Consider the following 15,089-nt stretch of genomic DNA (forward strand, 5'->3'; position numbering starts at 1 on the left):
TTTTTTCATTTTTTTTCTTAAAATATTCTTAATAAATCTATGTTTTAGAAAATATCAGAATAAAAAAACTTAATTTCGCAACATTGTAAATTTTTAAAAATTTCTATGAAGAATTGGACTTTCAAAAAATGGAACACCATTTTAGGTTGGGTGGTTTTTGCCATTGCATTTTTCACCTATTTATCTACTATTGAACCTAATTTTAGTTTTTGGGACTGCGGAGAATACATTTCATCTGCTGTAAAATTAGAAGTTACGCACGCTCCTGGTGCTGCATTATTTCAATTAATGGGTGCTGTTGCAGCTATTTTTGGCTTCGGAGATGGTTCTAAATATTCTATAATTATCAATGCTATGTCTGCGCTTTTCAGTGCATTCACCATATTATTTTTATTTTGGACGATTACGCATTTCGTAAGAAGACTTTTGAATAAAGACTTCGAAGACGTAACCGTTTCAGACGAAATTGCCATTCTATTTGCTGGTGTCATTGGTGCTTTAGCTTTTACTTTTTCAGATACCTTTTGGTTTTCTGCGGTAGAAGGAGAGGTTTATTCTATGTCGTCTATGTTTATTGCACTTTTGGTTTGGCTCATTACCAAATGGGAAAACGAATATCATGACAGTGATAATGAACGTTGGCTCATTCTAATTTTCTTCATTACTGGGCTTTCTGTGGGAGTTCACATGATGGTGATGTTAGCAGTTCCAGCCGTTTGTTTGGTGTATTACGCTAGAAATTATGAATTTACTTGGAAGAGTTTTATCATTGCTAATTTGGTGACACTTTTCATTTTAGCAGTAGTTTTCAAAGGGATTTTCCCAATTATCATGAGTCTTTTCGGTAAATCTGAAATTTTCTTTGTTAATGGATTAGGCTTACCTTTCCATTCAGGAACTATTGCTGCATTCATCATTTTGTTTGCTTTAATGTATGTAGGAATTTCTTATGCTAGAAAATCTAAAAGCAAATTATATCAAACTATTGCACTGTCAGTAATCTACATGATTATTGGTTTTTCTTGTTGGTTAGTCATTCCGATTAGAGCGAATGCAAATCCGCCAATGAACCTTAATGATCCAGATAACGCCATCGGAATGCTAGATTATTACAATCGTGAGCAATACGGAGATTGGCCCACATTTTACGGACAAAACTATACCGCATATTTAGACAATTATGGTATTGAAAAAAATGATGATGGTAGTTACAAAACGCAAAAAACAGGTGATGTTTACGAAAAAAACGAAAAAACTGGTCGTTATGATATTGTAGGAGAACGTTTTAACTACGTTTATTCTAAAGAACATGTAAGCATTATGCCGAGAATGTTCAATGAAGATGAAACCGTGATGAGCAATTACATTTCTATGTATGGAGCGCCAGATTTTGAATTCAATTATGACAATCAAGATATTGCAGATAATCCTCAGGCTAAAGAAGTTTTTGACCAATTAAGACAAAAATTTGAAGACGGAAGCATTACGCTTGAAGATTACAAACAAGCCAGAGAATATGATTTAATCAAGGTTCATAGACCTACATTAGCACAGAATCTTACATATTTTGTAGAATTTCAAATTGGATATTATTTTGTAAGATATCTCATGTGGAATTTTGTAGGAAGACAGAATGATTTAGAAGGTCACATGGAAAACACCAATGGAAACTGGATTTCTGGTATTTCTATAATTGATGACAATTTATGGGGAAGCCAAAAAGATATGCCTGCAAAATTCAAAAATGAAAGCACGGTCTATTTCTTCTTTTTACCATTGATTTTAGGACTTTTGGGAGCGTTTTTCCAGTTTAATAAAGATTTTGGAAGATTCTGGGCAATACTTTCTTTATTTGTGTTAACCAGTTTTGGAATTATTTTCTATACTGGTGTAAAACCTTTTGAACCAAGAGAAAGAGATTACGCAATGGTAGGAAGTTTCTACGCCTTTGCCATTTGGATAGGTTTCGGAGCTGCAGCAATTCTTTGGTATTTACAAGAAAAAATTAAATCAAATGCAGCTACTTGGATTACTGGAATTGTTTTATTAGGAGTTCCATTGATGATGGGCTTCCAGAATTATAATTCTCACGATAGAAGTGAACGTTATGCAGCTTATGATTTTGCTTATTCTTCATTAAAATCTCTTCCAAAAAATGATATTTTCTTTGTTTATGGTGATAATGATACGTATCCAATTTGGGGATTACAAGAAACGGAGCGATTCAGAGATGATGTAAAAGTGGTGAATTTCACGCTTCTAGGAACACCTTGGAATATTGACCAAGTAAAACGCAGAACATACAATTCAATGCCAGTTCCGTCAGTTCTTACGCACGAAGAATACAGAGATGGAACCAATTATCGAGTAGTTTTACTTTCTGCAGAAGATTGGAAAAATTTCATTCAAAATAGTGTAGATGCTGGAGTTCCAGAGAGTTTATTTGAGCCTTACAAAAAATATATGGTTCAAGATTCTATGAACATCAAAGACGCCGTAAATTTCTTAAGAAAAAGAAGTCCAGAAAAAGATGAAATTTTAAAATTACTTTTTGGAGAAGATAAATATGAACGTTTTAATTTCTTGCCTGTTTCTAGATTTGTTTTGCCTGTAAATAAAGCAAATGCGGTAAAATCTGGAATCATTTCTGCTAAAGATTTACCGAATACAGTAGACCAAATTACCATAGATTACAGAAGAGGAAATATGTTTAAAGCCAATTATATTTTGATGGATATTTTGGCGAATTTCGATTGGAAACGTCCTATCAATTTCTCAGTGGGTGGAATTTATGATGACGAAAACATTTTCTATTTGAAAGAATATCTCCAGTTTGATGGATTCAGTTATAGACTGGTTCCTATTAAAACAGAAGAAAGAGAAGATGGCGAAATGGGAAGAGTAGACGCTGAAGATTTATATAAAATTGTCAAAAATTACAAATGGGGCAATTTCAAAAATCTAAATGTTCACATGGACGAAACTTGTACACAGAACATCGTAAGTTACAGAAGTTCTGCAAGTAGAGCAGCAGAAGCATTAACTTTAGAAGGTAAAAAAGCAAAAGCAATCGAAGTTTTAGATTTAGCTAGCAGAGAAATTCCTTCTACCAAATATAACGATCCTCGTTCTCTAAGTGCAATGATTTATGGATATATTGTTGCAGGTCAAGAACAAAAAGGATTGAAATTGGCAGAGCAATTAAAAAGAGATATTTTCGAAGAATATGACTATTATTTGTCACTTTCTAAGTATGAACAAAAATATGTGAAAAAACAGATGAATGCTCAACCCATCTTGTATTCATTGGTAACAGGAGCAGTTTCTGATGCGTATAAGAAAATCGGTCAAAAAGATAAAGGTTACAACTACTTGTTAAAATCCATTGAACCAATTGACAAGAGATTTAAAAACTTCATTAGTGATTTACAGATGGCAGGAAAAGAAAAAGCCTTCAACGAAGCTGAGAAAGTACAAAAAATCACACCGTTTTATTCTTATTTGTTCGAAGTGATGAAACCTTATGATTCTACTTATCCAAAAGAAAAAGAAGCGGAAATCACCAGACAAATGATGAAAGCTACAAACTAGTTTTTTAATTAAAATTCTATATAAAATCCGTTAGAAATTTTCTGACGGATTTTTTTATGACTGAAAGTCTAAAATCTTTGACAGCGAATTTTTTAAAACTATATTTGTAGAAATTTACACGAAAAAATGTCTGAAACTTTACAGAAGTACGCGAAATTTCCTCTTTTGGCAGTAGTTTTTACCGTTTTGGTAAAACTCGTTTTTTTGCTCACGCATCACATTCAGGAAGATGCTTTTATCACGTGGAGAGTTGCGCAAAACTTATTGGATTACGGTGTTATTGGTTTCAATGGAGAAACTAAAATTTCTGCTTCTACTACGCATTTGTATGTGTTTGTTTCTTATGTTTTTAACTTGGTTTTTGGCAAAGAAAACTTCATATATCCATTATTGATTTTCAATTCATTTTTGTTTACGATTGGGAGCTATTTTCTTTCAAAATTAATCCTCGAAAATCCTGTACATCAAGCAATTTTTATTTTTTTATTTGGCATTTTGCCACCATCTATCAAAATTTCAATTCTCGGAATGGAATACGGAATTCTGTTCTTTTTAGAAATGGCTTTGTTGTATTTTGGGTTCAAGCAAAATAAAATCTGGGCGCAAATTCTTCTCCCCATTCTTATTCTTTTCACCAGAATAGATACAGTGATTTTCTTAGGAATTGTCTTTTTGGTCGATATTATTTGGAATAAAAAAATTCGTTGGTTCTACATTTTAGGTGGAATTTTAGGAGTTGCCGTTTTGATGAGTTTCAACTGGTTTTACTTCGGTGAATTGGTGAATAATACCATTGTTGCCAAAAGTGTGACGTATGCAAAAAACATGAGTTTGGCACTCCAATGGAAATATTTCCTAATGAATTATGGTAATTTCTGGGGAATGCTGAAACTTCCAGGAGATTTTAATCCTTTCACGATTTTAGTTTTAGTTTTCGAGCTTTTAGCGTTTTTATATATCGTTTCGAAGAGAAAAAGTAAAAACCTTTACATCTGGATAATTTTCCTTTTTGGCTGGACAAAAAAATTGATTTTTATTTCACAAAGAAGTTATTTTGATTGGTATTATTGGGTTCCACAGATTTTGCTTTTTGCAGTAATTTTGGTATTTGTTTTAGAGCAAAAAACTTATAAATTTTGGTGGATTTCTCTGCTTGTCATTTTTTATATTTTACCGATGGAAGCTTTTCAAACGATTCATTCTATCGCCACAGGAAACGGAGAGTGGAATTACAGAAGAAGCATTGGTTTGTTTCTAAAAGACTACGAAAAAGATAAAAATCAATACATTTTGCTAGAACCAGCAGGTTATATTCCTTATTTTTCAGGTTTAAAGGCGATAGATGAAGTCGGTTTGGTGGATAAAGAAATTCAAACCGAAATCAAAAAAGACAAAGCCAATTATTGGAAAAATACCGTCGAAAAAAGAAAACCAAAGTATTTATTGGCTCCAAAAAATTTATTTGAAGGAAAAGATGGTGGTTTTTATCAAGAAAATTATCAATTATTGAAGGAATTTAGAATTAAAAATCACTTGAATTCTGACAATAAAATTTTGGAAAAAATATACAGATTAAAACCTTCTGGAACAGATTATAATCTCCACGAAAGAAAATAAATTTACTTAATGAAATACTGTGCTTTTTTACGCGGCGTAAACGTAAACGGAACTGCAATGAAAATGGCAGAAGTCTGTGATGTTTTCAAAAAAGCAGGAATGAAAGACGTTTCTAGCGTTTTGGCAACAGGAAATATTTTATTTGAGTCTGATGAAACTCCAGAAAATTTAAAACAAAAACTGGAAAAATCACTTTCCGAGCATTTTCAATACGAAGCTTTTTTGTTTTTAAAAACTGATGAAGAAGTGAAGGAAATTTTAGAAAATTCTCCTTTTGAGAAAGACGAAAATCTACATATTTACAGTTTTATTTGTAATTCTGGAGACGAAAATCTTTTGATGCAAGAATTTCTAAAAACCAATCATCAAGAGCAGGAAGAAGCCAAATTAATTAACGGTAATTTTTATTGGAAAATTCCTAAAGGAAATACGCTTGACAGTGAGTTTGGTAAGATTTTGGGAAAGAAATCTTTTAAAAATATTTTAACCAGCCGAAATATCAATACTATCGAAAAAATTGTCAATAAATTTAAGTAATTTTAGACCGCTAAAATCATTATAAAATGAAACTAAAACATACAATTATCGCTTTAGCAGCACCTTTCCTTATGAAAGCACAACAGGTAATGACGCCAGAAATTCTCTGGACGCTTAATAAATTCTCGGTTACCGCAGTAGAACCGTCTCAATCTGGTTTATTCTACAGCGTAGGAAAAGTAGATTTAAAAACCGAAAAGACTAATAAAGAACACTTTTACTACGATTTGTCAAAAAATCAAACTTCTAAAGTTGATTTTGGTAAAAAATCTTTAATTCAGTGGGACAAAAACGGAATTTACGCTTCAGAAGGCGATAAAATCTATATTTCTAAAGACAGAGGATTAACTTGGACTGAATTTTATACCATTGGTGATGCAGACAATATTATCATTTCTCCAGATGGCAAAAAAATCGCTTTTAGTAAGTCGGTTCACGTAGAAAAATTGTTAGGAAAAGATAAATATTCTGACCTTCCTAAAACTACGGCTCAAATTTATACAGACCTTAACCATAGACATTGGGACGCTTGGAACGAAGGGAAATACAATCACGTTTTCGTTGCCAATGTTGGCGAAGATGTTGCTAAAGCTAAAGATTTATTAGAAAATTTACCTTTTGATTCTCCTCAAAAACCTCATGGTGGAAGCGAAGATTTCGTGTGGAGTCCAGATTCTTCTAAAGTTTTATACGTTTGCAAGAAAAAATCAGGCAAAGATTATGCAACCAGCACTAATACAGATATTTACGCTTATGATTTAGCTTCTGGTAAAACCGAAAACTGGACAGAAGGAATGATGGGTTATGATGTTAATCCTAAGTTTTCGCCAGATGGAAAATCTTTGCTTTGGCAATCTATGGCGAGAGATGGTTATGAAGCAGACAAAAATGACATTGTAGTGATGGATTTGGCTTCTAAAAAAATCACAAATCTTACTAAATCTTGGGACGAAAGCGTAGTAGGTGATATAGCATGGAGTCCAGATTCTAAAAATATTTATTTTTCTACGGCTTACAGAGGTGTGAAACAGCTTTTCCACATCGGTTTAGATGGTAAAGTGAAGCAAATTTCTGGTGGTAATTTTGATGTGAATGAAATTATTGCCTTCCAAAGCGGAAACATTTTGGTAACCAGAACAGATATTAATCATAATGCAGATTTATTTAAAGTTAATGTAAAAGACGGAAGTATGTTGCAGTTAACTTCTGTAAATGAAAGCACTTACGCTAAATTATCTCAAGGAAAATCTGAACTGAAAATGGTGAAAACTTCAGATGGTAAAGAAATGGGAGTTTGGTTCCATTATCCACCGAATTTTGACCCAAATAAGAAATATCCTACACTTTTATATTGTCAAGGAGGTCCACAATCTGCATTGACTCAATTTTTCTCTACCCGTTGGAATTTTGCTTTAATGGCTGCAAATGATTACATCGTAGTAGCGCCAAATAGAAGAGGAATGCCAGGTTGGGGAACCAAATGGAACGAAGATATTTCTAAAGATTGGGGAGGACAGCCGATCAGAGATTATTTAGCAGCGGCAGATTTCGCAAAAACTTTACCTTATGTAGATGGTGATAGAATGGCTGCAGTAGGAGCTAGTTACGGTGGTTACAGTGTCTTCATGTTGGCTGGAGTTCACGAAAATAGATTCAAAACGTTCATTGCTCATGACGGATTGTTTGATATGAAATCATGGTACGGAACAACTGAAGAATTGTGGTTTGCAAATTGGGATTTAGGTTCACCTTGGGAAAACCCTTTACCAAAAGCGTATACCGATTTTAACCCAATCAATTTTGTAGACCAATGGAATAAACCAATTATGGTGATTCAAGGAGGACTGGATTTCAGAGTAGGTTATGAACAAGGTCAGGAAGCTTTTCAAGCAGCAAAAATGAAAGGTCTGAAAACCAAATTCCTTTATTTTCCTAACGAAAACCACTGGGTTTTACATCCTCAAAATGGTTTAGTTTGGCAAAGAGAATTCTTCGATTGGTTGAAAGAAACTTTGTAGAAATCAGAAATAAATTTTTATTTTATCAATAGAAACGGGCTTTAGCCCGTTTTTCTTTTTTTGTATATTTGAGTTGGCTTTAGCCAAAACTTATTTTAAAATGCAAAAGATCTCCTCATTTCCTCCAATTATTGATAAAGAATCTAAGATTCTGATTTTAGGCTCTATTCCGGGAGTTAAATCTTTGGAAATGCAACAATATTACGCGCATCCTCAAAACAAATTCTGGAAAATTATTTGTGAAATTTTTAATGAAGATTTTACTACCGATTACTCTGAAAGAATTAAAATTTTAGAAAAATACCACGTTGCACTTTGGGACGTAATAGACAATTGCGAAAGAAAAGGAAGCCTTGATTCTGAAATTAGAAACGAAGAGGCGAATAAAATAGGAGAGTTGCTGCACAATTATCCTAACATAAAAGCTATTTTCTGCAACGGACAAAAATCTTATAAAAATTTATTGAAAATTCTACCGAAAGATTTTCATCTGCCAATTATTGTTTTGCCTTCTACAAGTCCTGCTCATGCAAGTTTGAAGTATGAAGAAAAATTATTATCTTGGCAGAAAATTAAAAACTATTTACCATGAAAAAACTATTTATTTCTTTCGTTTTACTATTTTCTTTATTTGTTTTTTCTCAAGAGTATCAATTTGATAAAAAATGTGTTAGTAATTCCACTAGAATTAGTCCAAAAATTGGAAATAAAAATTCATGGAAAAGTTATATTTATTTTAATTCTAGCAACAATAATTATTATATGAATCAAAGAAATGATGATTCTTATTACTATATAACGGATAATTCTATAAAAGAGGTTATTGCTTTACAACGTATAAACAGTGAAAAACCATATTATTCTTATTTAGATAAGAAAACTTTTGATTACAGTTATAGTGAAAAAGAAATTGGAAAAATAATAATAAAAGAATTAGCAGAAGATGAGTTCCTAGTTCAATGTTTTGTAAATGATGATTCTAAAAAAACAAATTTAGAAGTGAAATTTAAATTACATGAATCAAAAACTCCAATGATTGAAATTAGGTTTATGGATTTAGGTCAAATTATTCATAAAAAAATATACGAATCTTTAAAGGAAAGATTAAATGGAAATAATTTTTGGATTTTATATGCTGAAGTAGATTACAAAAATGGATATAAATTTCTATATGAATTTGATAACTGTGAAGAAAAAGCGCTTAATCTAAAATTTAACTAGTGTTTTTTCAAAATACTTCCCAAAACACTTGACAACCCCTGTTTTCATATCGTATATTTGCAGGCTTAAAAAATTTAAATAAAATCCGTAAATTTTATGAAAACATCTGATTTCAATTTTCATTTGCCAGAACATTTATTGGCAGAACACCCTTCAGAACACAGAGACGAAGCAAGATTAATGGTTCTTGACAGAAAGACACAAACCATTGAACATAAACTATTTAAAGACGTAATCGATTATTTTAACGAAGACGATTTATTTATCTTTAACAATACCAAAGTTTTCCCAGCAAGATTGTATGGAAATAAAGAAAAAACTGGTGCTAAAATCGAAGTTTTCTTATTAAGAGAACTGGATAAAGAAACCAGAGTTTGGGACGTATTAGTAGATCCAGCTCGTAAAATTAGAATTGGAAACAAACTTTTCTTTACAGAAGATGAATCTTTGGTTGCTGAAGTAATTGATAATACTACATCTAGAGGTAGAACTTTAAGATTTTTATTTGACGGTTCTTACGAAGAATTTCGTGCTAAATTAAAAGAATTGGGAGAAACTCCACTTCCTAAATACATCAAAAGAGAAGTAGAACCAGAAGATGCTGAACGTTACCAAACGATTTATGCTAAAATAGAAGGTGCAGTAGCAGCTCCAACTGCAGGTTTACACTTTTCTAAGCACTTAATGAAGCGTCTAGAAATCAAAGGAATTAACTTTGCTGAAGTTACACTTCACGTAGGTTTAGGAACATTTAACCCAATCGAAGTAGAAGATCTTTCTAAGCACAAAATGGAGTGTGAAGAAGCAATTATCGACGAAAAAACTGCTGATATTATCAACAAGGCAGCTGATGAAAATAGAAGAATTTGTGCTGTAGGAACTACTACAATGAGAGCACTAGAAACTTCTGTTTCTTCTAACAAAAAGATTTCTGCTTACCAAGGTTGGACCAATAAATTCATTTATCCACCTTATGATTTTGGGGTAGCAAACGCTATGATTACCAATTTCCACACGCCAAAATCTACATTAATTATGATGATTGCAGCTTTTGCAGGAACAGATTTTATCATGCACGCTTATGAAGAAGCCGTGAAAAATGAATATAAATTCTATTCTTACGGAGACGCAATGTTGATTTTGTAAGATTAATTTTAAAATAATTTTCTCGCAGATTTGGCTGATATTGCAGATGAATTAAAATCTGCTAAATTTGCTGAATCTGCGAGACTTTTTTATATGAAAGACATCAGAACATTAAGTTTAGAACAACTCAAAGAATATTTTGTCACTCTTGGCGAAAAACCTTTTCGTGCGAAACAGGTTTATGATTGGTTATGGTCTAAAAATCTACATTCCATAGATGAAATGACCAACCTTTCTAAAGAGTTGAGAGAAAAAATTTCCCAGGAATTCACCATTAATCCTATTTCTGTAGATTTATTGCAAAAATCTAAAGACGGAACCATCAAAAATGGAGTAAAACTTCATGATGGACTTTTGGTAGAATCTGTTCTCATTCCTACAGAATCTAGAACTACTGCTTGTGTTTCTTCTCAAGTAGGTTGTAGTCTAAACTGTGAATTTTGTGCAACAGCAAAACTCAAAAGGATGAGAAATCTAGAAGTTGCCGAAATTGTAGACCAAGTTGCTTTGATTGATAAGCAGAGCAAACTATATTTTGATAGACCTTTGTCAAACATCGTTTTTATGGGAATGGGAGAACCTATGATGAACTATAAAAACGTAGTAGATGCCATCAGAAAAATTACCCAAGAAGACGGTTTAGGAATGTCTGCACGAAGAATTACCGTTTCTACATCTGGAATTCCAAAAATGATGAAAATGCTAGCTGATGAAAATCTTAAAGTCAAATTAGCGCTTTCATTACACTGTGCAATTGAACACAAAAGAAACGAAATAATGCCTTTTTCTACAAAATTTCCGTTAACAGAAATTATGGAAGCGATGCAATATTGGTATGATAAAACTGGAAGCAGAATCACCTTTGAATATTGCGTTTGGAAAGGAATTAATGATGGCGACGAAGATATAAAAGCCTTGATTAAATATTGTAAACAAGTTCCTTGTAAAGTGAATATGATTCAATATAATCCAATTGGTGAAGGGAAATTTGACCATAGAAGTATAGAAGCTGAAGAAAAATATGTTCGTGAGTTAGAAAAAGCGGGAATTACAGCTTTGGTGAGAAGAAGTAGAGGTGGAGATATTGACGCAGCTTGTGGACAATTGGCCAACAAAAATTCTGGAGAATAATTTGATGTTTTAATTAAATTTCAAGTCTAGTATCTCTCAGATAAAGCAAATTTTGCTGATTTTTTATTGTTTAAATCTGCAAAATCAGCGAGAATAATTATAAAAAAATCTTTTAAAATAAAAATAATAAAGTTTTAAGATTTTATTTTTTAAGCGGTAGCAATTTTAGTTTATTTTATGAAAAAGTTGTTGTTTTTTCTTTCTTTTCTAATTTCACTTCATTCTTTTTCTCAAAAAACAGAAAAGTTAGCTCTTAGAAAATACAAAATTGCCACGTTATCGGATTCATTGAAAGAAACATCTGGTCTTACTTTTCTTAAAGATAAACTCTACACCTTAAATGATGGTGGCAATACCAATGAGATTTTTGAAATCGATAAAAATTCAGGTAAAATTTTATCAAAACTGAAAATCAATTTTCCGAATAAAGATTGGGAAGCGATGACCAGTGATGGTGAAAATTTTTATATAGGAGATTTTGGGAATAACGCAGGAAATCGAAGAGATTTAGCCATTTATAAAACTTATTTTCAGGCTAATTATTCTAAAAATTCTTTTAATTATTCTACTCAAGACGATTTTTCTACGCGATATCTTTCTCATAATTTTGATGCAGAAGCCATGATTTTTCGCAATGAAAAAATTCATGTTTTTTCTAAAGAATGGAGTTCTAAAAATATTTCTCATTATATTGTTGATGTACAAAATTCAGAAAATCAATCACTTGTAAGCTTGGAGTCTTTTCATACAGGATTCGTCATTACAGATGCTGCTTATTTTCAAGGGAAATTATATGTGGTAGGTTATACGAGAAAAGCGAAAGTGTATATGATGATTTTTCAGGAGAATTCTGAAGGATTATTTTTCTCTAAACCATTGAAAAAGTATAAGTTAGGTTCTTTTCTTTCGATAGGTCAAGTAGAAGGAATTGCTGTAAATAAAGATGGAATTTACATTTCTAATGAAGATTTTTCTAAGTTTATTTTCAGTGTAAAACAGCGTTTGTATTTTATTCCTTTTGAAAAGTTAAAATAATTTTTTTATTGCTTTCAACGGATTATGTAAGTATAGTTTTAATTAATTATATTTGTATGAATTTATAATTATTGTCAATAATCATTCCATTAATAGCGTGTCAAACATCGTAGAAGAAATCAAGAAGCCGATTAACGAAGAAATGAAACTTTTTGAACAAAAGTTTTATGAATCAATGCAAAGCAGAGTCCCTTTGCTTGATAAAGTTACTCGTTTTATTGTAACCACCAAAGGAAAGCAAATGCGACCTATGTTTGTATTTCTTACCGCTCAATTGGTAGGAAATGTAAATGAAAAAACATTTCGCGGCGCTTCTATGATTGAATTGATTCACACTGCTACTTTGGTTCATGATGACGTTGTAGACGAAAGTTTTAAACGTCGTAATTTCTTTTCTATCAATGCTTTATGGAAAAATAAAATCGCAGTTTTAGTAGGTGATTATTTGCTTTCTAAATCGGTTTTACTTTCTACTGATAATAAAGATTTTGATTTATTGGCTGTTATTTCAAGAACCATCAGAGAAATGTCTGAAGGTGAGTTGCTTCAATTAGAAAAAGCTAGAAAATTAGACATTACAGAAGACGTTTACTATGAAATTATTCGTCAAAAAACAGCTACACTTATTGCTGCGTGTTGCGAAGTAGGTGTTTTGTCTAATGGAGCTGATGAAGTTTTAGCCAAAAAAATGCAAGATTTCGGTACTTATACAGGAATGGCGTTCCAAATCAAAGACGACTTGTTTGATTATCTTTCTAAAAATATTATTGGAAAACCGGTTGGGATTGACATAAAAGAGCAAAAGATGACTTTGCCGCTTATTCATACTCTGAAAACGGCGAATGAAGCGGACAGAAAGTACTATTTCAACACTATTAAAAGATATAATAACGACCAAAAACGTGTAAAAGAGCTGATAGAATTTGTAAAAAAATCTGGTGGACTGGATTATGCAATTGGGGTGATGAAAGATTTTCAACAAAAAGCAAAAAATATCCTTGCAGAATTCCCTGATTCTGACGCGAAACATTCTCTTAATTTGATGCTTGATTACGTTATAGAGAGGAAGTTTTAATATTTTCCTTCATCATTTTAATGAAGTAAGAAGGTTTAATTTCAAATTTTCTTTGGAAATTATCAGAAAATGCTTCTGCATTCGTAAATCCTGCAATATTTGCCAGTTCTTTGATTTCTCTATTCAAGTATTTATGTTCTGTTTTGAGCAATTCTACAATATATTCTAGCCTTAAGTCATTGAGATAATTGCTGAAATTTTTCTCTTTATAAACATTAATAATTTTAGATAGATAAGTAGGATTGGTTCCCAATTTTTCACTGAGTAATTTTTGAGTGATTTTATAATCCAGAAATTGTTGTTCCTTTTCGAAAATTTCTAGCTGTTCTAGTATGTATGTTATGGTTGATTCACTAAGTCCCGTGATTTTAGGAGTTACAGTTTTATCCTCATCAACAATTGTAACTGGGATTTTCTTGATTTCAGTATTTTTTGAAATGATTTGCTCAAAACGTTCTTTATATTTCCTTTGCATTTGAAAATATTTATATGTAGAAAACGAAATCAAAACAATGCTGATAATGATTACAAAAAGTGTGAGGTATTGATGAATTTTTAAGCTGTTTTCAATACTATTTTTCTCGTCAATAAGCTTCTGAGAATCATATTCTTTATGAATTTTGGCAAAAAGATATTTGTAGTTCTTTTCGTAAGATTTATCCAAAGACATTAATTTGTTAATGTATTCGAGTTGCTTATCTGTGTTATTTTTAGAAGCGTAGTATTCTATTAGTAATTCGTAAGCAGGTCTAAACTGAGGATCTTGATTTTTGTCTTTGTAATATTCTTTGTCTAATTTTTCAAAATATTTTACAGCTTCTTTTTTATTTCCAAGTTTCCAATAAGACATTCCTAAGTAGAAAATATCTGTATAATGAGGCCAATTGTCTTGATATAAAAGTTGTGCTTTTTTAAGTTTATTAATTGCTACAGAAAACTTTTTTAGATAATAAGCATCAGTTCCTTCACAAGATATAAAATATGGAATTAAATGTCTTGCATTGTTTTTATTAATGAATTCGTATGCTTCTTTGTATAAAGAATTATTTTCAGAATGTTTTTTTAGTTTTGTATTACAGTCAATTAAGCTCATAAGAGCATAACTGTAGTATGTTTTATAATCATATCCTAATTCAGTTTCATTTATAGGCTGTTTGAAAAATTCAACACATATGCTAAGGTGTTTTTTTGCTTCTGTGATTTGCCCTAATAACATTTTGTTTTGAGCAATGAAATAAAGAGTTTTGTAATTAATGTAATCATTTTTTACATTATTCAAGTATTTTTTTGCTTGCAAAATATAATCTAAGGCAGGTCCATATTGATAATAATCCATTAACAATACTCCTTTGTTAAGTAAAGCCTCTGAAATAAGTTCGTTATTATTAGTTTTTTTAGCAATTACTATTGCGCTATCGGCGTATTTATATCCAATATCTTCAAGTGTGGCTTTACTAGCGTATCTGTAAGCATAAATCAATGCCTGATCGTTATTTTCTTTTTTAGATTTCTTTATGTAATATTTAATTGTTGGTAAAGTATTACTATTAATAGAAATTAAACTATCAATTTTTTTTTCTAATTCTAAAAAAGATAAATCTTCTAATTTTTTTCCTTGAGCATTTAATTGAATGTGGAAGAAAAATAAAAGTATTATTATTAAGTGATTGATAATCAGTTTTTTAATTTTGTTGATTTCCAATTTTAGTTTTTTTACA

At 31.3% G+C, this 15,089-nt stretch carries 11 protein-coding genes; 10 read left to right on the forward strand and 1 reads right to left on the reverse strand.

All coding sequences use genetic code 11. The features are described from left to right. Nucleotides 1-105 precede the first annotated feature (105 nt). From QO190_RS10135 to QO190_RS10180, 10 genes are all read left to right on the forward strand, one after another. On the forward strand, nt 106-3,591 hold the full coding sequence (locus QO190_RS10135) for a DUF2723 domain-containing protein (protein ID WP_371461449.1): 3,486 nt from the start codon (nt 106-108) through the stop codon (nt 3,589-3,591). 126 nt (nt 3,592-3,717) lie between these two features. Next, nucleotides 3,718-5,208 (forward strand): hypothetical protein, encoded by a 1,491-nt coding sequence (locus QO190_RS10140; protein ID WP_371461448.1) that lies wholly within the window; start codon nt 3,718-3,720, stop codon nt 5,206-5,208. A 9-nt stretch (nt 5,209-5,217) separates the two neighbouring features. Beyond that, entirely contained in the window at nt 5,218-5,745 is a 528-nt protein-coding gene (locus QO190_RS10145; protein ID WP_371461447.1) for a DUF1697 domain-containing protein, read from the forward strand. 26 nt (nt 5,746-5,771) lie between these two features. After that, nucleotides 5,772-7,763: a prolyl oligopeptidase family serine peptidase gene (locus QO190_RS10150; RefSeq protein ID WP_371461446.1), complete on the forward strand. Its 1,992-nt coding sequence runs from the start codon at nt 5,772-5,774 to the stop codon at nt 7,761-7,763. Between the two features lie 100 nt (nt 7,764-7,863). Beyond that, on the forward strand, nt 7,864-8,355 hold the full coding sequence (locus QO190_RS10155; RefSeq protein WP_371461445.1) for a DNA-deoxyinosine glycosylase: 492 nt from the start codon (nt 7,864-7,866) through the stop codon (nt 8,353-8,355). Then, complete coding sequence (locus QO190_RS10160; RefSeq protein WP_371461443.1) at nt 8,352-8,984, forward strand: hypothetical protein; 633 nt, start codon at nt 8,352-8,354, stop codon at nt 8,982-8,984. The genes QO190_RS10155 and QO190_RS10160 overlap by 4 nt, the downstream gene beginning before the upstream one ends. A gap of 96 nt (nt 8,985-9,080) precedes the next feature. Next, entirely contained in the window at nt 9,081-10,130 is a 1,050-nt protein-coding gene (gene queA / locus QO190_RS10165; protein WP_069799285.1) for a tRNA preQ1(34) S-adenosylmethionine ribosyltransferase-isomerase QueA, read from the forward strand. A gap of 93 nt (nt 10,131-10,223) precedes the next feature. After that, nucleotides 10,224-11,261, forward strand: coding sequence for a 23S rRNA (adenine(2503)-C(2))-methyltransferase RlmN (gene rlmN / locus QO190_RS10170; protein WP_371461648.1), 1,038 nt, complete (start codon nt 10,224-10,226; stop codon nt 11,259-11,261). 288 nt (nt 11,262-11,549) lie between these two features. Further along, on the forward strand, nt 11,550-12,296 hold the full coding sequence (locus tag QO190_RS10175; protein WP_371461442.1) for a hypothetical protein: 747 nt from the start codon (nt 11,550-11,552) through the stop codon (nt 12,294-12,296). Between the two features lie 97 nt (nt 12,297-12,393). After that, nucleotides 12,394-13,371 (forward strand): polyprenyl synthetase family protein, encoded by a 978-nt coding sequence (locus QO190_RS10180; protein WP_069799289.1) that lies wholly within the window; start codon nt 12,394-12,396, stop codon nt 13,369-13,371. On the opposite strand, the gene QO190_RS10185 is transcribed toward QO190_RS10180, so the two are convergent. Next, complete coding sequence (locus QO190_RS10185) at nt 13,352-15,073, reverse strand: helix-turn-helix domain-containing protein (RefSeq protein WP_371461441.1); 1,722 nt, start codon at nt 15,071-15,073, stop codon at nt 13,352-13,354. The genes QO190_RS10180 and QO190_RS10185 overlap by 20 nt on opposite strands. Nucleotides 15,074-15,089 lie beyond the last annotated feature (16 nt).

The sequence above is a fragment of the Cloacibacterium sp. Arc13 genome (assembly GCF_041431305.1).
Classification (GTDB): domain Bacteria; phylum Bacteroidota; class Bacteroidia; order Flavobacteriales; family Weeksellaceae; genus Cloacibacterium; species Cloacibacterium caeni_B.